The following is a 25,109-nucleotide window of genomic DNA, read 5'->3' on the forward strand; positions in this document are numbered from 1 at the left end:
AAACCAGCGGATCTTGATTCGCCGATCGTGATCGGACTATATTCCGTACACGTGTCCAGACAGGATCGGAGAAGTGCGATGACGAGCCTCCTGCCCCCAGGTGGAGCGCCGATGCTGGTCGGCGGCAAGCTGATCGACGGCGGCAACGGCGTATTCGCCACGGTGAACCCCGCCACCGAGGAAGTACTCGGCCAGGCCGCCGACGGCGATGCGGCCGACCTCGACGCCGCCGTCACCGCCGCGCGCACGGCGTTCGACGAGACCGACTGGTCACGCGATCACGCTTTCCGCGCGCACTGCCTGCGCCAGCTGCGTACCGCGCTCGAGGCGAATCTCGAAGAACTGCGGTCGATCACGATCGCCGAGGCGGGCGCGCCGCTCATGTTCACCCGGGGCCCGCAGCTGGAGGGCCCGATCGCGGATCTGGAATTCGCCGCCGGTCTCGCCGAAACCTACAGCTGGGAAACCGATCTCGGGACGGCCGCGCCGATGGGGGTCGCCAGCCACCGTGCGCTGCGCCGCGAACCCGTCGGAGTCGTCGGCGCGATCACGCCGTGGAACTTCCCGCACCAGATCAATTTCGCCAAGCTGGGCCCGGCGCTCGCGGCCGGAAATACCCTGGTGCTCAAGCCCGCTCCCGATACGCCCTGGTGCGCGGCGGCCCTCGGCGCGATCATCGCCGAGCACACCGACATTCCGGCCGGGGTGGTGAACATCGTGACCTCGGCCAACCATGCGCTCGGCGCCATGCTCACCGAGGATCCCCGGGTCGACATGATCAGCTTCACCGGGTCCACCCAGACCGGGCGCGCGGTCATGCGCGGCGCGGCGTCCAACCTGAAGAAGGCGTTTCTCGAACTCGGCGGCAAATCGGCCGCCATCGTCCTCGACGACGCGAATCTCGCCGCGGCCGTGGGTGTCACGGCGTTCTCGGTGTGCGTGCACGCCGGGCAGGGATGTGCGCTGACCACCCGGCTGCTGGTACCCCGCGCCGTCTACGAGCAAGCCGTGGAGATCGCGGCCGGCACCATGGGCGGCATCACGCCGGGTGATCCGAGCGCGCCCGGCACGGTATGCGGCCCGCTCATCTCCGCACGCCAGCGCACCCGGGTCGAACGGTATCTGGAGATCGCGCGCGGCGAGGGCGGGCGGATCGTGACCGGCGGCGCTCGCCCGGCGGATCGCGAGCACGGGTTCTTCATCGAACCGACCGTGATCGCGGACCTCACCAACACGGCGACGGTCGCGCGCGAGGAGATCTTCGGCCCGGTGCTGGTCGTACTCGCCCACGACGGCGACGACGACGCCGTCCGGCTGGCCAACGACTCCCCCTACGGTCTGTCCGGTTCGGTGTGGGGCACCGATCCCGAGCGGATCCGCCGCGTCACCGACCGGGTGCGCACCGGCACGCTGAGCGTCAACGGCGGGGTCTGGTACTCGGCGGACGCGCCGTTCGGCGGATACAAGCAGTCCGGCATCGGCCGGGAGATGGGCGTCGCCGGGTTCGAGGAATACCTGGAAACCAAGCTGATCTCGACCGCCGCCGGGTGAGCTCGGAGCCGGAAGCGATCACGCGGGGCCCAGCCCGGCCCGCCGACAGACACAGTGAGGAAACCCCATGAGCCGGTTCACCGGAAGATCCGCCATCGTCACCGGCGCCGCGCAGGGCATCGGCGCCGCCTACGCCGCCGCCCTGGCCGCTGAGGGCGCGAAAGTCGTTGTCGCCGACGTCAATACCGAGCGCGGGCAGGCGACGGCGGAGAAGATCACCGCCGACGGCGGTACCGCGGTGTTCGCGCGCTGCGATGTCGCCGACCCCGAATCCGCCAGGGAACTCGCCGAATTCACCGTCGCCGAGTTCGGCGGTATCGATCACCTGGTCAACAATGCCGCCATCTACGGCGAGATGAAACTCAACCTGCTGCTCACCGTGCCGTGGGACTACTACAAGCGGTTCATGTCGGTGAACATGGACGGCGCGCTGAACGTGACGCGCGCGGTGTGGCCGCATATGCGCAAGCGGGGCGGCTCGATCGTCAACCAGTCCTCCACGGCCGCGTGGACCTACTCCAGCTTCTACGGACTCGCCAAGGTCGGCGTGAACGGCCTGACCCAGCAGCTGGCTTTCGAGCTGGGCGGCAACAATATCCGGATCAACGCCATCGCACCGGGACCGATCGACACCGAGGCCACCAAGTCCGTCACGCCCGAGCAGATCGTATCCGACATGGTGAGCCGGCTGCCGCTCAAACGGCTGGGCACCCCCGAGGATCTGGTCGGCGCCTGCCTGTACCTGCTCTCCGACGAAGCGAGCTGGGTGACGGGTCAGATCTTCAATATCGACGGCGGGCAGGTGTTCCGGGCATGAGCGATCGGATCGGCTTCATCGGCCTGGGGTCCATGGGCGCGCCCATGGCCGAACGGCTGCTGGCCTGGCCGGGCGGGCTCACCGTCAGCGACGTGCGCGCCGAGGCCATCCGGCCCTATATGGATTCCGGTGCGGCGAGCGCGTTCTCGGGCGCGCAGGTCGCCGAACAGTGTCAGGTCGTCTCGATCGTGGTGGTCGACGACGATCAGGTGCGGACCGTGGTCACCGGGCCCGACGGCATTCTCCAGACCGCGAAACCGGGCACCGTGGTCGCCGTGCACTCCACCATCGGCGACCGCACCGCCGAGCAGCTCGCCGCCGAATGCGCCGTCCGCGGAGTCGAATTCGTGGACGCGCCGATCAGCGGCGGAGCGCCGGGAGCCGCCGGCGGGCGGCTCGCGGTCATGGTCGGCGGCACCGACGCCGCGTTCGAGCGGGTGCGAGAACCCTTCGGCGCCTTCGCCGATCTCATCGTGCACGCCGGTCCGGTCGGTGCCGGTACGCGAATGAAGCTGGCGCGCAACCTCTTGCATTTCGTCGCGTTCACCGCCACCGGTGAGGCGCAACGGCTCGCCGAGGCCGCCGGGCTGGATATCACCGCGCTCGGCAAGGTGGTCCGGCACTCCGATTCCGTCACCGGCGGACCCGGTGCGATCATGTTGCGCGACAGCACGGCCGCGATCGCGGACGGCGACTTCTGGCTGCCGATCCTGCGCCACGTCCGCGACCTCGGCGAAAAGGATCTGTCCCTCGCCCTCGAGCTCGGCGGACGACTCGGCGTCGACCTGCCCCTGACCGAACTCGCCCTGGACCGCCTCGGCCCCGCCCTCGGCGTCGAGCGTTCGCAGCCCACCCCGTCGTCCCGGCAGACCCCGGGATCCTCCCGAACAGGCGAAAACGCATGAGCGACAACACCAACGGCGTCCGGCAACGCGGCCTGGCCAAGATGGCCGAGGTCTACGGCACCGAATTCCAGGACTACCCCGGCGATCACTTCGCCATGACCGCGGACCATCTGTTCGCCGAGGTCTGGTCCCGTGCGGGCTTGAGCATCCGGGACCGCCGCCTGCTGCTGCTCGGCGCGCTCACCGCCCAGAACCTGATGGACACCGCGGGCATCCAGATCGGCGCCGCGCTGCGCAATCAGGAACTCACCGAGGCCGAGCTGCACGAGATCGCCCTGTTCCTCTGTCACTACGTCGGGTGGCCCAGCGGCACGAAACTCGACATTCTGGTGGGAACGATCGTGGCCCAGCAGAAGAAGGCCGCCCGCGAAGAGCAGTCCGAGAAGTAAGGATCGAACATGGTCGACACCACCACCATCCGCCCGCTGCGCGCCGCCGAGGTCACCGAGTGGCAGCTCGGCGCCGACGTGGTGATCGCGGGCTACGGCATCGCCGGAGTCTGCGCCGCCATCGAGGCGGCGCGCGCCGGGGCCGGAGTACTGGTCCTGGAGCGCACCGGCGGCTGGGGTGGCGCGGCCGCGATGGCAGGCGGGCACATCTATCTCGGCGGCGGCACCGCACTCCAGCAGGCACTCGGCTTCGAGGACTCGCCGGAGAACATGGAGAAATTCCTGCTCGCCGCGATCGGACCGGGGGTGGACCGGGCCCGGATCGCCGACTACTGCAAGGGCAGCGTCGAGCACTACAACTGGCTGGTCGAAGCCGGAGTGCCGTTCCGCGAGGCGTTCTGGGGCGAGCCCGGCTGGGAACCGCCGCACGACGAGGGCCTGAACTTCTCCGGCGGAGAGAACGCCGCCCCCTTCAACACCATCGCCACCCCCGCGCCGCGCGGACACGTGCCGCAGATGACCGACAAGCGCGTCGGCCAGCGCAGCGGCGGCTACATGCTGATGAAGCCGCTGGCCGAGACCGCCGAATCGCTCGGCGTGCGCGCCGAATACGACACCCGGATCCGGCGGTTGATCGTCGACGACGACGATCGCGTGGTCGGCGTGCTGGCCACCCGGTTCGGCAAGCAGGTCGCCGTGCGAGCCGAGCGCGGCGTCATCCTGGCAACCGGCAGTTTCGCCTACCACCAGCAGATGGTCGAGCAGTACGCACCGCGGCTGATCGGGCGGCCCGCCGCCTCCATCGAGGAGCACGACGGCATCGGAATCCGGTTGGCCCAGGCCCTCGGCGCGGACCTGGCCAATATGGACGCCACCGAGGTCGCCTTCTTCGGTGATCCGCAGATGATGGCGCGCGGCATCCTCGTCAACGGGCGCGGGCAGCGCTACGTCCCCGAGGACACCTACGGCGGGCGCATCGGCCAGCTCACCCTGATCCAGCAGGACAACCATGCCTACCTGATTCTCGACGAAACCGGGTACGAGGCCGCGCTCGCCACGGTCACCGCGACGCCGTTCTTCCGGCAGCCACCCAAGTGGGCCGCGGAGACCGTCGCCGAACTCGAAACCGAGATGGGCCTGCCCGAGGGCGCCCTGCAATCGACCGTCAACACCTACAACCGGCACGCCGCCGAGGGCGCCGATCCGCTGCTCGGCAAGAAGCCGGAATGGGTTCGGCCGCTGACCGGTTCGCTCGCGGCCTGGGATATGCGCAACTTCACCGGCGGGTTCACCCTCGGCGGGCTGCGCACCGATCTCGACTCTCGCGTGCTGCACGTCTCCGGCGAGCCCATCGCCGGGCTGTTCGCCGCCGGGCGCTGCACCACCGGGATCTGCACCGGCGGTTATGTCAGTGGCGCCTCCCTCGGTGACGGCAGCTTCTACGGACGCCGAGCCGGCGGTTCCGCCGCCAAGAATTGACCCGGGTAGGATTCAGACACATGTCCGAAGCGCAGTCCATCGACGGTACCCCCATCATCATGGAGGCGACGCGCCGCCGTCTCACCGGCAAGCAGGCCGACACCGTCGACAAACTGACGCGGTCGGCGGTGGAAGTGCTTGCCCGCGAAGGATTCGCGGGCATGACCATCCGCCTGGTCGCGGCCGCCGCCGGGGTCGGCACGGCGACGGCCTACACCTACTTCTCCTCCAAGGAACATCTGGTCGCGGAGATCTTCTGGCGGCGGCTGGTGTCGAATCCGTCGCCCGCCAGCCAGGATCCGGACCCGACGGTGCGGGTGGTCGCCGAACTGCGCACCATCGCCATGCTGGTCGCCGACGAGCAGGAGCTCTCCGGCGCGGTCACCAGCGCGCTGCTCGGCCGCGACCCCGACGTCGAACATCTGCGCACTCGCATCGGCACCGAGATCCGCAAGCGGCTCATCCGGGCACTCGGACCCGACCCGGACCTCGACATGGTCGAATCGCTGGAACTGATCTACGCCGGGGCGCTGGTGCGCGCGGGCATGGGGTACGCGTCGTACTCCGAAATCGCCGATCTCATCGAGAAATCCGCGCTGCGCATCCTGAAATAGCCGTTCAGCGGCCGCCCGCGACATCGATGAACGTGCCGGTCACATAGGAGGCCCGCGCGGACAGCAGCCAGACAACGGCCTCGGCGACCTCCTCGGGCTGCCCACCCCGCCCCATCGGCAGGGTCGGCGCGATCCGGTCGACCCGGCCGGGTTCGCCGCCGTCGGCGTGCATGTCGGTGTAGATGAAGCCCGGGCGTACCGAGTTCACCCGGATTCCCTCGTTCGCCACCTCCAGCGCGAGACCGCGCGTGAAGGTGTCCAGCGCGCCCTTGCTCGCCGCGTAGTCCACGTACTCCCCCGGTGCACCCAGCCGTGCGGCCGCCGAGGACACGTTCACGATCGAACCACCGGCGCCGCCGTGCGCGGTCGACATACGCCGCACCGCGTTTCGGGCGCACAACATCGGGCCGATCACGTTCACCGCGAGCACTCGCCGTAAGCGCTCGGCATCGAGTGCTTCGGCACGGCACTGCTTTTCGAGGATCGCCGCGTTGTTCACCAAACCGGTGATCGTCCCGGCCTCCGCGTCGACCGTCGCGAACAACCGGTCGATATCCTCGGATTCGGCCATATCGGCTCGCACGGCCCAGGCGGTGCCGCCCGCCGCCACGATCTCGGCACAGACCTTGTCCGCGGCCGCCCGGTCCTGCCGATAGGTCAGCACAACCCGCTGCCCGGCCCGTCCGAGCGCCGACGCCACGGCCGCACCGATCCCCCGGCTACCACCGGTGACGATCACACATCCCGAGCCCATCCCCGACCTCCGTTCCTGCGGCCCCGCGTCATCCGGTGCGGTTCAGGACCTGTTCGGTCCCGCCGCGGGCGCGACGCAGTGCATCTTGTAGTGCGCGAAGGCGTAGGTACACATACGCCGACCATAACCCCCACCTACCACACCCAACCAGCTCGTTTCGGCGAACGAAGCTGTGACCGCGAACCCCTGAGCGCTCCGCGGCTCAGATGGTCGCGGTGTCGGGGATGACAGCGAGGTCGAGAGTGTGCAGGCGGCGGGGGTCGGCGATGACCTCATAGGCGGAGATCTGGTTGCCGAGGACTGTGACGCGCAGGGCCAGAGCGAGTTTCGCGTGCGGCGCGACGAGGACGCCGACCGCGCCGTCGACCAGGGCGGTGACTGCGAACTGCGAACGGCGTTGCAGGACAACCGTTTCCTTCGCGACAGCTTGTGCGCCGCGAACGACGGCGGCCATGCCGGCGGGGAGGGCGACGGGGTCGGCGGTGCGGACGACGTCGGGGGCAAGGACCGCGAGCAAGGCCGACAGGTCACCCTCGCGGGCGGCGGCGAGGAACGCTTCGACGACAGCGCGGTGATTGCCGATTTCGGGGTCGGAGGCGGACTCGCCGCGGGCGCGCACGCGGGCGCGGCTGGCGAGCTTTTTGGTGGTGGCGGTGGTGCGGCCGACGATCGGGGCGATCTGATCGAAGGGGATCGCGAACATGTCGTGCAGGACGAACGCGACCCGTTCGTCGGGGCCCAGCGTATCCAGGACCACGAGCAGGGCGCGGCCGACGGAATCGATCAGCACCGCTTCGTGTTCCGGGTCGCCGTCGGCGGCGGCCGCGCCGAATGCCGAGTCGAGCGGGTCTTCGCGTCGTGCGGCCCGAGCCCGCAGCCGGTCCAGGCAGATCCGGGAGACGACCGTGGTCAGCCAGCCGTCCAGGTTCTCGATCGTGTCGGTGATGGCGCCGTCGGTGGCGGCGGCATAGCGGAACCAGGCGTCTTGCACCGCGTCGTCGGCTTCGGCGGCGGAACCGAGCATTCGAAAGGCGACGGCCCGGAGGTGGGGGCGGCGGTCCTCGAATCGCCGCGCCAGCAAGTCCTGCGCGTGCACCGGTCACCTTTCGCCGTCGGGATCCGTCATATGCGTAGCGGCCGTTTCCGCGGCCGCCTCCACCCTGTCAGACGCCGATTCCCACTGGAGGCTCACCCCATGCACACCGCCTATGTCATCGTCACCGTCCTCGCCGCGGTGCTCACCCTCGCCGCGGCCCTCGTCGATGTGGTGCGTGCCGACTGGGTCCGCGCCAATATGCGCCCCGCCGGAATCCCGGACTGGAGCCTGTACCCCCTCGCCGCGATCAAGGCGATCGGCGCTCTCGGCCTCCTGGTCGGCATGGCCCTGCAACCCTTGTCCCTGATCGCCGCCCTCTGCCTCACCCTCTACTACATCCTCGCCGTAGCCGTCCTCACCCGCTCCCGCCTCTTCAACCAGGTCGCCTACCCCCTCCCCTACCTCCTCACCGCCGCAGCCTCCGCCCTCCTGTACACCGCCATCTGACACCGGTACATCACCACCTCACACCGCAACTCGCGCCTGCGCACCGCCGATCACCCGGGCACAGTCGCGAGTGCAGGTGCGAGGAAACGACAACCGCCGCGACGACCCGAAACTTGTACGAGACCAACCGCGGCCATCTCGAACTCGCGAATCGACAACACACGCCTGCTGGGCACTGCGCACAGGTGAACGCACGAGCTCAGTGGCCGATGGGCGTGTGGGGCACAGATTGCCGATGTACGGTCGCGGGCATCGACCGGCAGAGTCCCGCTGGTCCTGCAAACTCGTGCCGTGGTCTGCGCCGACCGAAGCAGCAGGCCGGCGACGCGGGCTACGGTGCCGACTCGGCGAGGACGAACTTCGCGGCTTGTTCGCCGATGAAGACACTCGGCGCGTGCGTGTGGCCGCGGATCAGGACCGGCATCACCGAGGCGTCGGCGACTCGAAGGCCGTCCACGCCACGGACTTTCAGGTGCGGGTCGACGACGCTGGCCGGGTCGGCGCCCATGCGGCAGGTGCCGACCGGGTGGTAGAGCGTGTGCGCGTAACCGTTGACGGCGAGTTCGAGGGTCTGCTCCAGTTCGGGTGGCGCCTCGGGTGGATAGATGAGCGGGCCGAGAACCGATTTCAGCGCGGGCGTCGCGGCGAGGTCGGCGCAGACCCGCAGGCCGGCCATGAGCGCGGCCCGGTCCGCGCCCTCGGACAGGTAACCGGGGTCGATCACCGGTTTGACGGTGGGGTCGGCCGCGGCCAATCCGATCCGGCCACGGCTCTGCGGGCGCAGTAGGACGGTCGCCAGGATCACACCGTGCTCGGCCGGTTCTCGCAGACCCTCGTAGAAGAAGGGCGCGGGCGCGTAGATCAGTTCCAGGTCGGGCAGCTCCAGATCCGGGCGGGATCGAGTGAACCCGTACGCCTCACCGACATTGGAGGTCAGCATGCCGCGGCGGCGGATCAGGTAGTCGAGCAGCTGCGCGGGCTGCTCTGCGGCGAACAGGGAATCGCCCGCCACCCCGTAGCCGATCCCGGCCACCAGGTGATCCTGGAGGTTCGCACCGACTTCGGAGGCGTGCTGGATGGTCGCGATCCCGTGCCGCCCGAGCTCGGTCATGTCGCCGATGCCCGAGAGCATCAGCAGCTGGGGGCTGTTGATCGCGCCACCGCACAGCACCACTTCACGGCGTGCGGTGACCGTGGAAGTCGTTCCGCCGCGCCGGTATTCGATGCCCACCGCTCGATTCCCGTCGAACAGCACCCGGGTAGCCAACGCCTCGGACAGCACCGTGAGATTGCGCCGCCGCATCGCCGGTTTCAGGTAAGCGTCCGCGGTGCTCCAGCGGCGGCCGCGGCGTTGGGTCACCATGGTCTCGGAGAATCCGTCGGGTTGCGGCCGGTTCGGGGCCTCCACCTGATAGCCGGCTTCCTGGACCGCGGTCAGGAACGCCGCCGTCGATGCGCGCGGGCTGCGCTGTTTGCTGATGTGCAGCGGACCGGTCGCGCCCTCGTCGGGATACTGGGCGTCCTGCACGCTCTCGATGCGCCGGAATTGTTCGATCGCGGCCGCGAAACCCCAATCATCGCCGGCCAGCAGCCCCCACTCGTCGTAGTCGGCGCGGAATCCGCGTACCCACATCATGGCGTTCATCGACGACGAACCACCGAACATCTTGCCGCGCGGCCAGTAGATCTGCCGATTGTCCAGTTCGGGTTGCGGTTCGGTCAGGTAGTCCCAATCCACCTCGGAACGAAACAGTTTCGAGAACGCGGCCGGGATGTGCGCGAACTTGTTCTTGTCCGGCGGCCCCGCTTCCAGCACCACCACGTGCACACCCAGATCGGCACTGAGCCGGTTCGCGAGCACCGCCCCCGCCGACCCGGCCCCCACGATCACGTAATCCGCCGAAAGCCCACTCGTCGTCATCGCCTGACTCCAATCCGCGCCTCCAACATACGAGCCGACACAAGCCCCTACTCCGGATTCGACAAATCGCGCCGGTGCGGGGGCCGACTTCGAGGCGTTGACTCGGTGTGGGCGCGGGCTGTCGGGGCTGGTCAGGCGGTGAGGAGACGCAGGATCAGGTCGAGGGTGGCGATTGCCAGGATGATGGCCGGTGCGGCCATGTTCTTGTAGTCCTCGGCGCGGAGGTGGAAGTAGAGGGCGCCGAGGAAGTAGAGGATCAGGCCGATGGCGGCGGCTATTCCGATCGGGGCCCACCAGAGGCCGGCGAGGACGCCGAGGGAACCGGCCAGCAGGGCGGCGGCCAGCAGATTGAACCAGGTGTCGGGGACACCGAGCTTCTTGTAGGCCTCCACGAACTCGGGTTTACGAGCGATCTTGAAGTAGGCGGAGGGTACGAGACCGACGGCCAGCACGACAGAAACGATGACAGTTGCGACGAACATGGCGTCTCCTCAGAGTGTCACCCCCGTTGACCGCTTCACTGTAGAGCGGAATCGCCACGCTCACATCCGTTTCCGCAGCTGGTGTCCGACCAGGAGCAGCAGGGCCAGCAGCTGGATGCCCGCGGTCACGCTCACGACCGCGGTCAAGGATCGAGAGTAGAGCAGCGCGAGCAGGGCGGACCCGGCGAACGTGGCCATGCCGACGCCCGCGGCGAAAACGCCGTACGCGGTGCCGCGCCGGGCGACCGGCACAAGATCGGCGACGGTCGCGCGCAACGTGGATTCCTGCACGCCGAGCACCGCACCCCACACCACCGCGCCGGCCACCGCGGCGCCCGCGGTGTGCTGGAAGGCGAGCGGCGGCACCAGGGCGGAGAGCAGCGGCACCGCGACCAGTACCCGGGCCCCGATCCGGTCGTAGAGCCACCCCGTGACCAGCGCGGCCACGGCGTCGCTCACCATCGCGGCGGCGTAGACAACCGGGATCGAAGCCGGCGCGAGCACCTGCCGGTCGGCGAGGTGGAAGCCGAGCAACGCGAATCCGGTGCCACCGAGCGTAGTGGTGACGGCGAACAGCAGATAACTCCAGAAGGCGCGCGGCAACCGGGGTGCGTCGGGTTCGCTCGACGGCTTCTCGTACACGCTCGGATCCGGCATGCGAATCCGCAAGCGGGCCAACAGGATCAGAACCGCGACCCCGGGCACCGCCAGCACCCAGAACACCGGCCGATAGTCCCCCGCGGTCAGCACCAGCAACCCGGCGACGGCCAGCGGACCCACCAGCGCCCCGACCTGATCGAGTGCCTCGTGCACCGCGAACCCCCGGCCCCGACCGACCGCCGACGCCGCATGCGAGATCAGCACATCCTTGGCCGGACTGCGCACCGCCTTCCCTGCCCGCTCGGCGATCACCAGCCCCGCCGCGGGGGCGAGCGTGTGCGTGAACCCGAGCAGGGGCACGGCGGCGACGGTGAGTGTGTACCCGCCGATGGTGATCGGCCAGTACGCCCGCGTGCGATCGGCCAGCGGGCCGGCCAGTAATCGCCCCACCAGCGCGACGGCTTCCCCGGCCCCGGTGATCACCCCGACCAGCACCGCACCGGCCCCGAGCGCACCCAGATACGGCCCCACGATCGAACGCGCACCCTCGTACACGACATCGGCAAGCAGACTGACCACACCGAATACGAAGACGAACCGCCACGGCGACAACGGTTTCCGAGGCAACCCGGCCACCTCGGCAGCCTACCGGCGAAACACCGGCGGGTAGCGCCGATCGGCGATCCATGGCGTAGCCACGCCGACCATCCCCGGCGAACGAGTGCCCGAGCCGCGATCCGGCCTCGGGACGGGGCCACAACCGCACGGAACCCGCTGCGCCGGAACTACAGTGCCGGTACTCGATCGAAGCCGATGGGCGGGGTCGGGGTGGGGCGGGAGTGCACTACGGGGCGGAAGTCGGGAAGAACCGGGAGGATGTCCACGTTGCGGGCCGCGTAGCAGCGGACGCGGGGCAGGGCTTGCAGGACTTCGGCGCGTTCGACGGGTTCGGCGTCGACGAAGGCGATGCTTTCGACGGGGAGACCGAGGGTTCGCGCGACCCGGATGATCGCGGACGACTTACGGCCCCAGCCGATTTCGACGGCGGAGAACATGTCGTAGAGGCCGTGCCGGTACAGCGCGTCGAGGGTGAGGGCGCGGTCGCTGCGGCTGGCGACGGCGTGCCAGACGCCGCGGTCGCTGAGCGTGCGCAGGGTGCGCAGCGCCTCCGGTTTCGGCGTGACGCCGGTGGCGTCACAGATGACGCCGTCCCACAGCGTGTTGTCCAGTTCCCAGACAAGACATCTCAGAGCCGGTCGCATACGCCTGCCCCTATCCGTTCGTAGCACCACTTCCCACCTTGCGTGCCCAGCACATCTCGGGCAAGCCCCCGGTTCTCGGGGTACCGGCCCCGCCGGGGCGATACTACCGGTACCTGTCCGGGAATGGTCGATTCGTTACTACCGCCCGCTTCGACCGAATTCCAGCCCTTCTGTGTGCGATCACAAATTGCCAGGTGAACGGCTATCCGTTCGCACATTGCGCCCGGATTCGTTCCAGGACCCACCCACTACGGTTAGTGTGAATGCGCAACACAGCAAATTCGGGGGTGGAAGGAAGTCGCCGATGACCGTCGACAGTTCGGCTCGCCCGAGCCTTACCCTGTCGGGCAAACCGATGTCGTCCTCGCTACAGGATGTGCGCGGGCTATCCCGCCAGATGGTCGGCCATTTCGTGGAGAACGTCGCGCCGTGCGGCACACTGCCCGGCGATGCCATCAGCGGTGACGTCACCGCGATCACCCGGACCTGTCTGGAATTCGCGGTCAGCATGCTCGACGGGATCGACATTCCGGCCAAACTCGCTCGCTTGCAGGACGCGGCGGCGGGCTGGGCGCGCGAGGGGGTGCCGATCGACACCATCCATCACTCCATCCACGAGGGCTTCAAGATCGGCCTGGAACTGGTGGTGTCCAAGGCCGAACTCGCGGATTACGACAATCTGGTCGACGGCGCCAAGATGGTGGTCGAGATGCTGGATCAGATCACCTCGGCGATCTCGGTGGCCTATGTGCGCGAGTTGCGTTCGGTGGTCAGCGAACACCACACCGCCGTGCACACGCTCACCTCGGCATTGCTCGGCGGGCACAGCACCTCCACCATGGCCCGCGAATGCGGCATCACGATCGCGACGTCCTACGACGTGGTGGCCGTGGCGATTCCGCCGCACCGCGAGGAGGCCAACCCGCGGGTCGACCGCCAGGTGGTGGCCCGGCGCAAACTGCGACGGGTACAGGCCGAACTGGCGACCCGCTGCCACAATGCCGCGCTGTCGCTGCTCAGCGTGGACGGCGGCACGATCCTGATCCCGGCCGCGATGTTCGAGACCGCCGAATTGGACGCGCTGGTAACGCATCTGGCCGATGCGGCCCAGGTCGGCGTCACCGCGACCCTGGTGCGCAGCACCACCGACCTGATTCCCGATGCCGCCGACCAGGCCCATGAACTGCTGGACATGGTGCAGCGCCTGGACGCCGTGCCGGGCCTGTACCGCTTCGACGAACTCGCGCTGGAGTACCAGCTGACCCGCCCCGGCCCGGGCCGCGAATACCTGGGCTCGCTGCTCGATCCGCTCGACGAGCACCCCGAACTGCTGGAGACCCTGCAACGCCATATCGCCAACAATCTGAACCGCCAGCGCACCGCCCGGGTGCTGCACGTGCACACCAACACCGTCGACTATCGCCTCAAGCGCATCGCCCAGCTCACCGGTTTCGACCCGGCCCAGCCCTCGGGCCTGTGGTATCTGCGTTCGGCCCTGGTGGCCCGTTCCTATCGCTGAGCGGCCGAATTGGTAACGGCCACAATCTTGCCCGGATAACGAGCGCGCCGGCGCGCGAATGTTCTTGACTGCGAATCCAGGTCCCTATCGGAGCAGGAGTCGACATGTCGGAACGATCCCGGCGCGCGGGCACCGCGTTACTCGCCGCGGCGCTGCTGCTCGCCGGTGGCTGGACGAGCACGCACGCCCGGGCCGATGTGGTCGAATCGCGCCCGGGGCCCGGCCGCCAGCTCGAGCTCGAGGTGTATTCCGCGGCGATGAACCGGGCTGTGCGCATGACGCTGCTGCGCGCGGCCGACCCGGCGACGCCCGCTCCGACGCTGTATCTGCTCAACGGGTCGAGCGGCGGCTCGGACGGCAACTGGCTCGATCGCACCGATGTCGCCGATTTCTTCGCCGACCGGCAGGTGAATGTCGTGGTCCTGCTGGACGGCGCGGGCAGCTACTTCACCGACTGGCGTGCCGATGACCCGGTGCTGGGCACGCAACGCTGGACCACCTTCCTGACCTCGGAGCTGCCGCCGATCGTGGACCGCGAGTACAACGGCACGGGCGCGAACGCCATCGCCGGGATCTCGATGGCCGGGACCTCGGTCTTCCAATTGGCCCTGGCCGCACCGGGTTTCTACCGCGCGATCGGGTCCTACAGCGGCTGTGTGCGCACCAGCGATCCCAAGGGCCAGGCGATCGTGCAGGCTGTGGTCACCACCCAGCGCGGCACGGCCGCGAACATGTGGGGCCCGCCCGGTGATCCGGCGTGGCGGGCGAACGACCCGTATCTGCACGCGGATCGGCTGCGCGGTACCGCCGTCTACGTCGCCACCGGGACCGGGCTGTGGGGCCCGCACGAGAATCTCCGGTCGACCGACGGCGATCTGATCCAGCTGATGTATCAACTGGTGTTCGGCGCCCCGATGGAGGCGGTCGCCAATGTGTGCACCCGCCAGTTGCAGGAGCGGTTGCGCACCGCCGGTATCCCCGCCACCTTCGATCTGCGGCCCACCGGCACGCACTCCTGGCGGTACTGGCAGGACCATCTGCACACGTCCTGGCCGATGTTCGAGGCGGCACTGCGATGACGCGCCAGGAAGCGGCCGTGGCCGTCGGCTCGTTCGGCGCGTGCCTGATCTCGGTGTTCATGCAGATGATCGACGTGACCATCGTGACCACCGCGCTGCCGGTGATCACCGGCGAATTGGGCGCCTCGCAGGCACAGCAGCTGTGGATGGTGGCCGGGTACTCGCTGGCCTTCGCCTGCGTCCTGCTCACCGCGGCGCGCCTGGGTGCGATCTTCGGCCGCAGGCGCGTGTTCCTGTGGTCGGCGGCGGGCTTCACCGCCGCTTCGCTCTGGTGCGGAATGTCGGACAGCGCAATGGAGTTGGTGCTCGCGCGGATCGTCCAGGGTGTGGCCGGCGCGGGCATGGCGGCGCAGACCATCGCCGTGATCACGGCGTCGTTCCGGCGCGACCATCAGCCCTACGCCTTCGCCGTCTACGGCGCCACGGCCGGTTTCGCGGGCATGCTCGGCCCGATCGTGGGCGGTGCGCTGGTCACTCTGAATCCGTTCGGGCTGGGCTGGCACGTGATCTTCCTGATGAACCTGCCGCTCGGCGTGCTGGCGATCGGCCTGGCCTGGAAGTTCCTGCGACTGGGACCGTCGCCGGAGCGCCCGCCGCTGGATCTGCGCGGCTGTCTGATCGCCACGGCCGCACTGTTTCTGCTGCTGTTCGCGCTCTCGGACAGTCAGCAGGCGGGGTGGCGTCCGATCCACGGGGGCTGTGTCCTGGCCGCGTTCGCCCTCGGCGCGCTGTTCGTGGGCTACGAGCGGGCGACCCGGCGGCGCGGCGGGATCGCGCTGGTCCGCCTGGATCTGTTCGGCGACAAAGGATTCGCGGTCGGATCGGTGCTGGTGACGGTGTTCTTCGGCCTGTTCACCGCGTTCGTGTTCACCGTGTCGATCCTGCTCCAGGATGTGCTGCGATTCTCGGTGCTGCGGACCGGCATCGCCATGACCCCCTTCGCGATCGGCGCCGGTGTGGGCGCGGTGGTCTCGCCGATCCTGGTGAACCGCTTCGGAATTCGAGTGCTTGCCGCCGGCGTCGCGTTCTTCGGTGGCTGGGTCGCGATCGGCGTCGGATACCTCTACGTGGGCGACGGCGCGGTGAACCTGGCCTTGGTCACGGTTCCGGTGTTCCTGTCCGGCTTCGGTGTCGGGGTGTTCGGCGTGCCGCTACAGCCGATCATGCTCGCGGGCCTGGACGACCGGGACATGGGCGAGGCGTCCGGGCTGCTGCCCACCGTCGAGCAGATCGGCAACTCGGTCGGGCTCGCGGTGCTCAGCGCGCTGTTCTTCCGCGCGCACACCCTGACCGGCTCGATGGTCATGCTCTCCGCCATCGCCGTCGCGGCCCTCGGGCTCGGCGTGCTCACCCTGGCGCTGCCCGATCGCCGCGCCACCCTGGGCGCGACGCCGTGGAGCCGAGCCACCGCGGCCTGAGCCGCGCGCTGATACCGGTGTCCACCAGGCGAATTCGCCGAGCATCCGCATCGTCGCCGGCACCAGCAGGATACGCAGAATCGCGGCATCGATGATCAGCGCCGTGACCATGCCGATCGCGATGTACTGCATCATGACCAGGTTCGACAGGGCGAAGGCACCGCAGACCACCACGAGGATCAGCGCGGCGGCGGTGATGATCCATCCGGTGCGCGCTATGCCGGAGCGCACCGCCTCGGTGGAGTCGGCGCCGGCCGCTCGCGCCTCCCGGATGCGGGCCAGCAGGAACACCTGGTAATCGGTGGACAGTCCGTAGATCACCGAGATGATCAGCACCAGCACCAGCGCCATGATCGGCTGCGGGGTGAAGTTCAGCAGTCCCGCGCCGTGCCCGTCGACGAAGATCCAGGTCAGCACGCCGAGGGTGGTGCCGAGTCCGAGCAGGTTCAGCAATCCGGCCTGCAGCGGCAGGATCAGCGAGCCGAAGGCGAGCACCAGCAGCAGCGTGGTCATCGCGAAGACCAGGACGACGACTACGGGCATCCGCTCCAGCAGCGCGTCCACGCTGTCGCGTTCCACCGCCGACTGGCCGCCCACCAGCACGATGGTGCCGTTCGGCGTCGGCATGTCGCGCAGATAGTCGATGGTCTGCTCGGCGTCGCGCGCGTCCTGGAGCACGGTCGAGGTGGTGAACACTCCCAGCTGCGACGGCGCGTGCAGCGGATCGGGGAACGGCGCCTTCAGTCCCGGCGCTCGATTCGCGGTGTCGAGCACCGTGGCCATATCGGCGTCGGCGCGTGTGATGACGACCAGCTCCACCGGGTTGAGCTGACGCAGTGGGAAGGTCTCGTCGAAATGCTGCTGCGCCACCCGCGTCGGATGCTCCGGCGGCAGAAAACGTTCGGAGATTCCGCCGAAGGCGATATCGCGCACCGGGGCGATCAGCACCAGCAGCACCAGTGCCACCGGCACCGCGACCAGCCGGGGACGCCGCATGACCCACCCCGCGATCCGGCCCCACGGGTTGTCGCGCTGCTCGGAATCCGCGCGGCGCGCATGAAAACCGTTGAACCCCAGCCGGTCCACCCGCCGGCCGAGCACCGCGAGCATGGCGGGCAGCACGGTCACCGACACCGCGGCGGCGAGTGCCACCGTCACCATCGCGCCCAGCGCGAACGAGCGCAGGAACCCGTGCGGGAACACCAGGATCGCGCCCGCCGACGCCACCACGACGACGGCGGAGAACACCACGGTGCGCCCGGCGGTGGCCACCGCGGCGCGGACCGCGTCCGGCACCGGCTGCCCGGCGGCCAGTTCCTCCCGGAACCGGCTCACGATGAACAGCCCGTAGTCGATCGCCAGACCCAGCCCGATCATCGACACCACCGGGGACACAAAGGAATTCACCTCCATGACGTGGGTCAGCAGGCGCACGATCCCCCAGGCGCCGAGCACCGTCAGCCCGCCGACGGCCAGCGGCAGCGACGCCGCCACCACCCCGCCGAACAGGAAGAACAGCAGCAGCGCCACCGCGGGTATGGCCACCAGTTCCATCCGGCGCTGATCGTGGGCCATGGTGTCGTTCAACGCGAGCGCGACCGGCTGCCCGCCCGCGACCTCGATATCGAGGCCGGGCGCGGTGAACTGGTCCGCGACCTGCCGATAGTTGTCGAGCACGGTGGTGTCGTCGTCGCCACGCAGCGCGACCGAGGCGAAGGCCCGGTCACGCTGTTCGGTGCCGAAGATCTCCGGTACCGCCAGACCGGTCTCGGTCGGCCAGTAGGCCCCGTTGATCCCCGCGATCCGATCCGGAAAACGCTGGGGCAGGCCGTCGAGATGCGCGATGACCGCGGCGGCGAAATCGGGGTCGTCGACGGTGCCGCCCGCGGGTGCGCGGAACAGCAGCAGCACGTCGGCCACGTGATCGTTGCCGAAGGCGTGGTCGCGCAGCCGCGTCGCCTGCGCCGACTCCGAGCCCGGATCGTCCCATCCGCTCACGCTCAGGTGGGAGCCGAGCCCGAGCCCGTAGCAGCCGAGGGCGAGCAGCCCGCCGACCACGACGACGAGGACGGCGAACCGCCGCCGGACGATCAGATCTATCCAGTGGGTGAATTCGCCTGACATCGAAGCCTTCCGACCGAGAAAACGTGAAACAAAGCGTAACCACAATCGGTTCTACCGCATCTGTATAGCCACATTCGACATGCCACAATTTCGCCGGGAATGGATTGTGAACTGTCCCTGATATCCGCTGGGACCGACGTGGCGGCCGATACTGTGAGGTCACGCCAGCTGGCAGACCACTAGACGCGTCGCCGAAAGCTGATGACCCTCAACCTGATCCCGCTTCGGAGGATGTGCATGTCGGATATCGCAATTGTCGGCATAGGGTGTCGATTCGCCGGCGGGATCGACTCGCCCGACACGTTCTGGGAATTCGTCCTGGACAAGCGGGACGGTGTCACGGAAATACCCGCCGACCGCTGGGATTATCGCCGCTATTACGACCCGGAACCGCGTACTCCGGGCCGTGCGTACACCAAGCACGGCGCGTTCATGACCACCGATCCCTGGGAATTCGATCCGGAATTCTTCGGTATCTCGCCGCGCGAGGCGACCGTGCTCGACCCGCAGCAGCGGCTCATCCTGGAGGTCACCTGGGAGGCGCTCGACGACGCCGGGATCGCCCGGCACGCCTCCGGCGGTCAGGTAGGCGTCTATGTGGGCGGTTTCGTGGTCGACCAGTCGGTGATCGGCGTGGTCGGCCCGGCACTGTTCCACACCGATATGCACACCCCGGCCAGCGCCTCCTACACCATGCTGTCCAACCGGATCGCCTACGCGCTCAATCTGGTCGGGCCCGCGATCACGGTCGACACCGCGTGCTCGTCGTCGCTGGTGGCGTTCCATCTGGCCTGTCAGGCACTGGCCAACGGCGACTGCGAGGTGGCGCTGGCGGGCGGGGTGAACGTCATGCTGCAACCGGAAACCTTCGTGCTGATGTGTAAAGGCGGCTTCCTCGCCGCCGACGGCCGATGCAAGTCCTTCGACGCCGGCGCGGACGGTTACGGGCGCGGTGAGGGCGCGGGCATGGTGGCGCTCAAGCGTCTCGAAGACGCCGTGCGCGACGGCGACCGGATCTACGCCACGGTCAAGGCGACCGGCTCGAACCAGGACGGCCGCACCACCGCGATCACCGTGCCCAATGCCGATTCCCAGGAGTCGCTGGCGCGCGCGGTGTGCGAACGCGCCGGGCTGGCACCGGAGGAAATCACCTACGTCGAGGCGCACGGCACCGGCACCCTGGTCGGCGACCCGGTCGAATTGCGGGCACTGGGACGGGCTTTCGGCGCCAAGGACAAGCGCACGGGCACGCTGGGCGTCGGTTCGGTGAAGTCCACCCTCGGGCACACCGAGGCGGCGGCCGGCGTCGCGAGCGTGATCAAGGCGGCGCTGGCCATCCGGCACCGCACCATCCCGCCGCAGGGCTGGATCGACAAACCCAATCCCGATATCCCCTTCGACGAACTCGGCCTGCACATCCAGTTGGAGGCCGAGCCGCTGCCCGCCGAGGCCCCGCCGATGACCGTCGCGGTCAACGGCTTCGGCTACGGCGGCACCAATGCGCACGCCATCCTCCAGGAGTATCGGCCCGCGACCGTCGTGGCACCCGCGACCGAGCCGAAACACTATGGCGTGCTGCCCATCTCGGCGCGTAGCGCGGGCGCGGCCCGGGCCCTGGCCGGCCGGTTCGCCGAGCTGATCACCGCGGGCGCCGAACCGGAGCGCCTCGCCGAGGCGGCCTGGACCCGGATGGCGCACCACCAGTTCCGCAGCGGCATCCTGCTCGGCGAGGATCGCGAAGAGGTCATCCGGGACCTGCGCGCGTTCGCCGGCGGTGAGGGCCGCGACGCGGTCCGCACCATCGTGGCCCGAACCACCGAACCGGTGTTCGTGTTCTCCGGCATGGGGCCGCAGTGGTGGGGTATGGCCCGCGAATTGCTCGGCACCGAAAGCGTTTTCGCCGAGACCGCGGCGGAGATCGATGCCGAGTTCCGCGCGCTCGCGGGCTGGTCGATCGTGGCCGAACTGCTGCGGCCCGAGGAAGAGTCGCGAGTCGCCCGCACCGAGGTGGCCCAGCCGGCCAACTTCCTGGTGCAGGTGGCGCTGGTACGCGAACTCGCGCAGTACGGCATCGAGCCCGCCGCCATCGTCGGCCACAGCGTCGGCGAGGTCGCGGCCGCCTATGTCAGCGGGGTGCTGTCGCTGCGGGACGCGGTCCTGGTGGCCTATCACCGCGCCCGTCTGCAAGCCACCACGGCGGGCACCGGCGGCATGCTCGCGGTCGGCATGACCCACGAACAGGCGCTCGCCCTCATCGCCGAGGACCCGCGCGTGGATATCGCCGCGATCAACAGCGCGAGCTCACTGACGCTCTCCGGCGATGTGGACCGGCTCGAGGAGATCGCCGAAAAGCTCACCGAGGACGGCATCTTCGCGCGCGCACTGCGCGTCGAGGTGCCTTATCACAGCCGGCTGATGGATCCGATCCTGGACGAGTTGCGCGCGGCGCTGGCGACCCTGGACCCGCGCCCCCCGACGGTGCCGCTGTTCTCCTCGGTCACCGGCGAGCAGGTGACCGGACCGGAGTGGAATGCCGACTACTGGTGCGCCAATGTGCGCGAGCCGGTCCGTTTCGCCGACGCGATCGGCAAGCTCAGCGCCGAGCGCCGGGTCTTCCTCGAGGTCGGGCCACATCCGGTGCTGTCGGGCAATATTCGCGAGATCCTGCTCGGCGCCGATGTCAACGGCACCACGGTGGCGACCCTGGATCGCAAGCAACCGGACTCGGAAAGCCTGCGGCGCAGCCTGATCGGCCTCTACGGCGCGGGCGTGCTCGACCTCGACGCGCTCTTCCCGCCCGAGAGTCCCGCCACCGCGCATGTGCCGCTGCCAAGGTATCCGTGGCAGCGGACCCGGCTGCACTCCGCACTGCCGCTGTTCGAGCAGGCGCGCCTGGGCACCCCCGGCACCTACGCCATGCTCGGTGATCCCGATGTCGAGGGCCGCCCGGACTGGCTGCTCCAAGTGGGCACCGAACTGCTGCCCTGGCTGGCCGATCACGTGGTCAACGGCGTGAAGATCATGCCGGGCGCGGCGTATCTGGACGCGGCGCTCAGTGCCGCCGCGAAGCGTCTCGGCGTGGAACGCGTTGCGGTGGAAGGGGTTCGCTTCATCGCACCGTTGATCATGGGTGCGCCGGATGTGCCCTTGGTCGCGCTCACCGTCGAGGAGGCCAGCGGCCGGTTCCTGATCCGCTCGCGCTCGGCCACCGGCACCGCCTGGACCCTGCACGCCTCCGGCCGGATGCTGACCGGCAGCCACAAACCCGTCCGGGTCGCGGTCCCGGAGATCGAAGTGGGCGTCGATGTGGACCCCGACCTGTTCTACAGCGGTCTGGCCGCCGCCGGCCTGCGCTACGGGCCGTCGTTCCAGCGCGTGCTGTCCGCGCGGGTCGGCAAGGACGCGGTGGTCGCCACCGTGGACGGCACGATCGCCACGGACTCCGGCCATCTCGCGCATCCGACGGTGGTCGACGCGGCCATGCAGTCCGCGGCGCTGCTGTTCGCCGAATCCCGGATCGACGAGGGCACTCTGGTGCCGGTCGGTGTCGCGGCGGTGCGCCTGATCACCGCACTGCCCGAGCGCATCACCGTGGTGGCCCGGCGCGACCCGAAAGCGCGCCTGCGCGCCGACGTGGATCTGCTCGACGCCGAGCACAACCTCGTCATGCGGCTGAGCGGCGTCCAGATCGGCGCGCTCACCCCGGGCCAGAACCCGCTGCGCCGGATGGCCGACTTCTTCTACGTCGAGACCATGCAGCAGCGTGATCCACTCGATCCCACCGCGCTGCCCCGGGATTCGGTGAGCACCGTGATCGTCGCGCTCGGCGGCTACACCGAGCGGACCCGCGCGCTGACCGACGCCATCCCCGGTGCGCGCCTGCACCTCACCGGCTCCCCCGACGACGAGCCGGAGGCGGGACTGAACGCGACGCTGGCGGCCGCGCGGGCCGACGGCGCGGAACGGCTGCACGTGGTGGTGGTCGCCGATCCCGAGGGCGACGATCTGGCCGATCTCTGGGTACTCGAGCGGGTCGCGGTCGCCCTGGCCGCCTTCGCCCACCCCGACGAGCCGGACGCGAGCAAGTTCGGCGACGGCGAATGCCACGCGACCCTGGTGACCGAGCGCGCGTTCGCGATCCCGGACGATCCGGCTCCCGCGAACCCGGGGCAGGCCGCGCTGGCCGGCGCGCACCGTGTCCTGCTCAACGAGCAGACCGCGCTGCGCTGGCGGCTCGTCGATGTGGAACCGGCTACCGAAACCGCCGATCTGATCACCGAACTCGCTGTCCCCGGGGCTTTCTGGAGCGACAACACCGACGAGGTCGCGCTGCGCGCGGGCATCCGGTGGACGCCGACGGTATCCAAGCCGCTGCCGGACCGGCTGGAGGCACTCGACGCCGCCGAACCGCTGGCCGACCCGGAGGCGAATTTCGCGCTGGAACTCCCCCGTACCCGGGTACTGTCCGGACTGGCGTGGCGGGGTTGCCCGCGACCGGAGCCGGGGCCGGGCCAGCTCGAGGTCCGGATGAAGGTCATCGGCCTGAACTACAAGGATCCGCTCAAGGTCATCGGCCTGCTCGGCGAACGTGAGCTCGCACCCACCTATTTCGGCACCGTGCCCGGTATGGAGGGCGTCGGCGAGGTGGTGCGGATCGGATCCGGGGTGACCGATCTCGCGGTCGGTGATCTGGTCGCGATCGCGGCCAAGGGCATGATGCAGCGCTACGTGGTGGTCGACCGGGCCCGCGCCATCGCGTTGCCGCCGGACGCCGATCCCGGATACTGCACCAGCACTATCGCTTTCGGCACCGCCGAGTACGCGCTGCTCGATCTGGCCCGGCTGGAGCCGGGCGAGACGGTGCTGATCCACGGCGCGGCGGGTGGTGTCGGCACGGCCGCGATCCAGGTCGCCAAGGACCGCGGCGCACGCATCATCGGCACCGCGAGCACCGAGGAACGCCGGGCCCACGTGCTGTCCCTGGGCGCGGATCACGCACTGGATTCGCGCTCGCTGAACTTCGTCGACGACGTGCTCGAACTGACCGGCGGCAAGGGCGCCGAGGTCGTGCTGAGCAGCGCACCCGGCGAGATCCTGCGGCAGAACTTCAACGCCCTGGCCGAGTTCGGCCGCATCGTGGAGGTCGGCAAGGCCGATATCTACACCGGCGGCCTGCTGGAGCTGGCCAACTTCGACAAGAACGTGGCCTACTACTCGATGGATCTCGATCGTCTGGTCGCCGTCGACGCACAGCGGCTGATCGCGCTGTTGCAGCGGGTGTACGAGAAGGTACTCGCCGGAACGTACACGCCGCTGCCCTACCGGCTGTTCGAGACCGGCGAGGTGGCCGGCGCGTTCGAGGAGACCATCCGTTCGACCGGCCTGTCCCGCATCGCACTGCGCATGGACTCGGCGCTGCCGCCGGTCCGGCCGTACCTGCCCGAGATCGAGATCGACCCGGCCGGAACATATCTCATCACCGGCGGGTTCGGCGGCTTCGGCATGGCCATCGGCCGCTGGCTGACCCTGCGCGGCGCGCGGCGCCTGGTCCTGGTCGGCCGGAGCGGTGCGAGTACCGAGCACGCGCGCCGCCAGCTCGAGGCCTGGCGAGCCACCGGCGTCGAGGTGATCCAGGAACTGGCCGATGTCACCGATCCGGACGCCGTCACCGCGATCGTGTGCCGGGCGCACAGCTTCGAACATCCGCTGCGCGGCGTCTTCCACGCGGCCGGATCGGTCGCCGACAACCGCCTGGCCGCCATGACCGCCGAACAGCTGGACATCGTCTATCGCCCCAAGGTGCACGGCGCCCGGGTGCTGCACCAGGCGGTGGCCGACGCCGGCATCCGCCCGGACATGTTCGTGCTCTGCTCCTCGGGCGGTTCGCAGTACGGCATCTACGGCCAGTACAACTACTGCGCCGCCAATGTCGCGGTCGAGACCATGGCGCAGGAGTGGGCCAAGGCGGGCGAGCGCGCCCTGTGCGTCGGCTGGGGACACCTGTCCGGCGCGACCGGCGGCATGGCCGCCGACGAAACGGCGGTGAAGTACCTCGATCTGGTCGGTTTCGACCCGATCGATATGGCCGACGCCACCGCATACCTGGAACAGACACTGCGCCTGGGTATTTCGCGCGCGGCCATCATCCCGACCGACTGGGCCAAGCTGACCGGCACCTTCCCGCAGCTGACCCGCACCGGTCGCACCATGGCGCTGGCGCAGGTCTCGGCCAAGGACACCTCGGAGCTGGCGCAACTGCGGGCCGAGGTCGCCGCGATCGAGGAGAGCAAGCGCGGTGCGTTCGTGGCCCGCAAGATGGCCGAGGAACTGGCCGTGGTCATGGGCGTGCCGGTCGAATCCATCGATATGACCGTGCCGGTGCCCGAACTGGGCCTGGACTCGCTCATGGCGGTGGAGCTCGGCGCCCGGGTCACCAAGACCCTCGGTATCGACCTGATGTCGCTGCAGATGGGCCGCTCGTTCAGCCTGGAGCAGGCGGGGCCGAAGGTGGCGGAGCTGATCATGGCGGCCGAATCCGCGCAGGGGCAGCCGCAGCCGGTGGACCCGGCCGCGCTGGTGACTGCGGCCGCCGCGAGCGAATCCGCCACGGCCGCACCGCAACCGGTGGGAGCCGCGTCGTGACCCACGGCCG

17 protein-coding genes and 1 pseudogene are annotated in these 25,109 nt (G+C 69.2%); 11 read left to right on the forward strand and 7 right to left on the reverse strand.

The window, feature by feature from the left end; genetic code table 11:
- The first annotated feature begins 78 nt into the window (after nt 1–78).
- The 6 genes from ACFVMC_RS14265 to ACFVMC_RS14290 all read left to right on the forward strand — a co-directional run bounded on the left by ACFVMC_RS14265 (nt 79) and on the right by ACFVMC_RS14290 (nt 5,755).
- Nucleotides 79–1,551, forward strand: a complete 1,473-nt coding sequence (locus ACFVMC_RS14265) for an aldehyde dehydrogenase (protein ID WP_379210243.1) — start codon at nt 79–81, stop codon at nt 1,549–1,551.
- Nucleotides 1,552–1,618: 67 nt separating this feature from the next.
- Nucleotides 1,619–2,368 carry an SDR family oxidoreductase gene (locus tag ACFVMC_RS14270; protein ID WP_379210244.1) on the forward strand — a complete coding sequence of 250 codons (750 nt, stop codon included), beginning with the start codon at nt 1,619–1,621 and terminating at the stop codon, nt 2,366–2,368.
- Nucleotides 2,365–3,273 carry an NAD(P)-dependent oxidoreductase gene (locus ACFVMC_RS14275; RefSeq protein WP_379210245.1) on the forward strand — a complete coding sequence of 303 codons (909 nt, stop codon included), beginning with the start codon at nt 2,365–2,367 and terminating at the stop codon, nt 3,271–3,273. Before ACFVMC_RS14270 ends, ACFVMC_RS14275 begins: the two co-directional genes overlap by 4 nt.
- Nucleotides 3,270–3,662: a carboxymuconolactone decarboxylase family protein gene (locus ACFVMC_RS14280; protein WP_379210247.1), complete on the forward strand. Its 393-nt coding sequence runs from the start codon at nt 3,270–3,272 to the stop codon at nt 3,660–3,662. Before ACFVMC_RS14275 ends, ACFVMC_RS14280 begins: the two co-directional genes overlap by 4 nt.
- A gap of 9 nt (nt 3,663–3,671) precedes the next feature.
- Complete coding sequence (locus ACFVMC_RS14285) at nt 3,672–5,141, forward strand: FAD-dependent oxidoreductase (RefSeq protein ID WP_379210249.1); 1,470 nt, start codon at nt 3,672–3,674, stop codon at nt 5,139–5,141.
- Between the two features lie 53 nt (nt 5,142–5,194).
- The gene (locus ACFVMC_RS14290; protein ID WP_379210581.1) at nt 5,195–5,755 is read left to right on the forward strand and encodes a TetR family transcriptional regulator; all 561 of its coding nucleotides are present in this window, start codon (nt 5,195–5,197) and stop codon (nt 5,753–5,755) included.
- A gap of 4 nt (nt 5,756–5,759) precedes the next feature.
- On the opposite strand, the gene ACFVMC_RS14295 is transcribed toward ACFVMC_RS14290, so the two are convergent.
- Entirely contained in the window at nt 5,760–6,509 is a 750-nt protein-coding gene (locus tag ACFVMC_RS14295) for an SDR family oxidoreductase (protein ID WP_379210251.1), read from the reverse strand.
- A 202-nt stretch (nt 6,510–6,711) separates the two neighbouring features.
- Entirely contained in the window at nt 6,712–7,605 is an 894-nt protein-coding gene (locus ACFVMC_RS14300) for a sigma-70 family RNA polymerase sigma factor (RefSeq protein WP_379210252.1), read from the reverse strand.
- Between the two features lie 99 nt (nt 7,606–7,704).
- Between ACFVMC_RS14300 and ACFVMC_RS14305 the strand changes: the two genes are divergently transcribed.
- The gene (locus ACFVMC_RS14305; protein WP_379210254.1) at nt 7,705–8,052 is read left to right on the forward strand and encodes a DoxX family protein; all 348 of its coding nucleotides are present in this window, start codon (nt 7,705–7,707) and stop codon (nt 8,050–8,052) included.
- A gap of 331 nt (nt 8,053–8,383) precedes the next feature.
- Here ACFVMC_RS14305 and ACFVMC_RS14310 read toward each other — a convergent pair whose 3' ends face one another.
- The 4 genes from ACFVMC_RS14310 to ACFVMC_RS14325 all read right to left on the reverse strand — a co-directional run bounded on the left by ACFVMC_RS14310 (nt 8,384) and on the right by ACFVMC_RS14325 (nt 12,317).
- Entirely contained in the window at nt 8,384–9,973 is a 1,590-nt protein-coding gene (locus ACFVMC_RS14310) for a GMC family oxidoreductase (protein WP_379210256.1), read from the reverse strand.
- 131 nt (nt 9,974–10,104) lie between these two features.
- Nucleotides 10,105–10,455, reverse strand: coding sequence for a DoxX family protein (locus tag ACFVMC_RS14315; protein ID WP_379210258.1), 351 nt, complete (start codon nt 10,453–10,455; stop codon nt 10,105–10,107).
- 60 nt (nt 10,456–10,515) lie between these two features.
- The gene (locus ACFVMC_RS14320) at nt 10,516–11,682 is read right to left on the reverse strand and encodes an MFS transporter (protein ID WP_379210583.1); all 1,167 of its coding nucleotides are present in this window, start codon (nt 11,680–11,682) and stop codon (nt 10,516–10,518) included.
- A gap of 158 nt (nt 11,683–11,840) precedes the next feature.
- Complete coding sequence (locus tag ACFVMC_RS14325) at nt 11,841–12,317, reverse strand: HAD-IIIC family phosphatase (protein WP_379210260.1); 477 nt, start codon at nt 12,315–12,317, stop codon at nt 11,841–11,843.
- A gap of 304 nt (nt 12,318–12,621) precedes the next feature.
- On the opposite strand from ACFVMC_RS14325, the gene ACFVMC_RS14330 reads away from it, so the two are divergent.
- The 3 genes from ACFVMC_RS14330 to ACFVMC_RS14340 all read left to right on the forward strand — a co-directional run bounded on the left by ACFVMC_RS14330 (nt 12,622) and on the right by ACFVMC_RS14340 (nt 16,333).
- Complete coding sequence (locus tag ACFVMC_RS14330; RefSeq protein ID WP_379210262.1) at nt 12,622–13,836, forward strand: PucR family transcriptional regulator; 1,215 nt, start codon at nt 12,622–12,624, stop codon at nt 13,834–13,836.
- A 104-nt stretch (nt 13,837–13,940) separates the two neighbouring features.
- Complete coding sequence (locus ACFVMC_RS14335) at nt 13,941–14,915, forward strand: alpha/beta hydrolase (RefSeq protein WP_379210264.1); 975 nt, start codon at nt 13,941–13,943, stop codon at nt 14,913–14,915.
- A complete protein-coding gene (locus ACFVMC_RS14340; protein WP_379210266.1) occupies nt 14,912–16,333 on the forward strand; it encodes an MFS transporter in 1,422 nt (473 codons plus the stop codon). The genes ACFVMC_RS14335 and ACFVMC_RS14340 overlap by 4 nt, the downstream gene beginning before the upstream one ends.
- A 69-nt stretch (nt 16,334–16,402) precedes the next feature.
- On the opposite strand, the pseudogene ACFVMC_RS14345 reads toward ACFVMC_RS14340, so the two are convergent.
- Nucleotides 16,403–18,457 (reverse strand): annotated as a pseudogene (locus tag ACFVMC_RS14345) (MMPL family transporter); the annotation flags it as partial.
- Between the two features lie 237 nt (nt 18,458–18,694).
- Between ACFVMC_RS14345 and ACFVMC_RS14350 the strand changes: the two are divergent.
- On the forward strand, nt 18,695–25,099 hold the full coding sequence (locus ACFVMC_RS14350) for a type I polyketide synthase (RefSeq protein WP_379210268.1): 6,405 nt from the start codon (nt 18,695–18,697) through the stop codon (nt 25,097–25,099).
- The last annotated feature ends 10 nt before the right edge of the window (nt 25,100–25,109 follow it).

This window comes from Nocardia sp. NPDC127579, from assembly GCF_042672005.1.
Lineage (GTDB): Bacteria > Actinomycetota > Actinomycetes > Mycobacteriales > Mycobacteriaceae > Nocardia.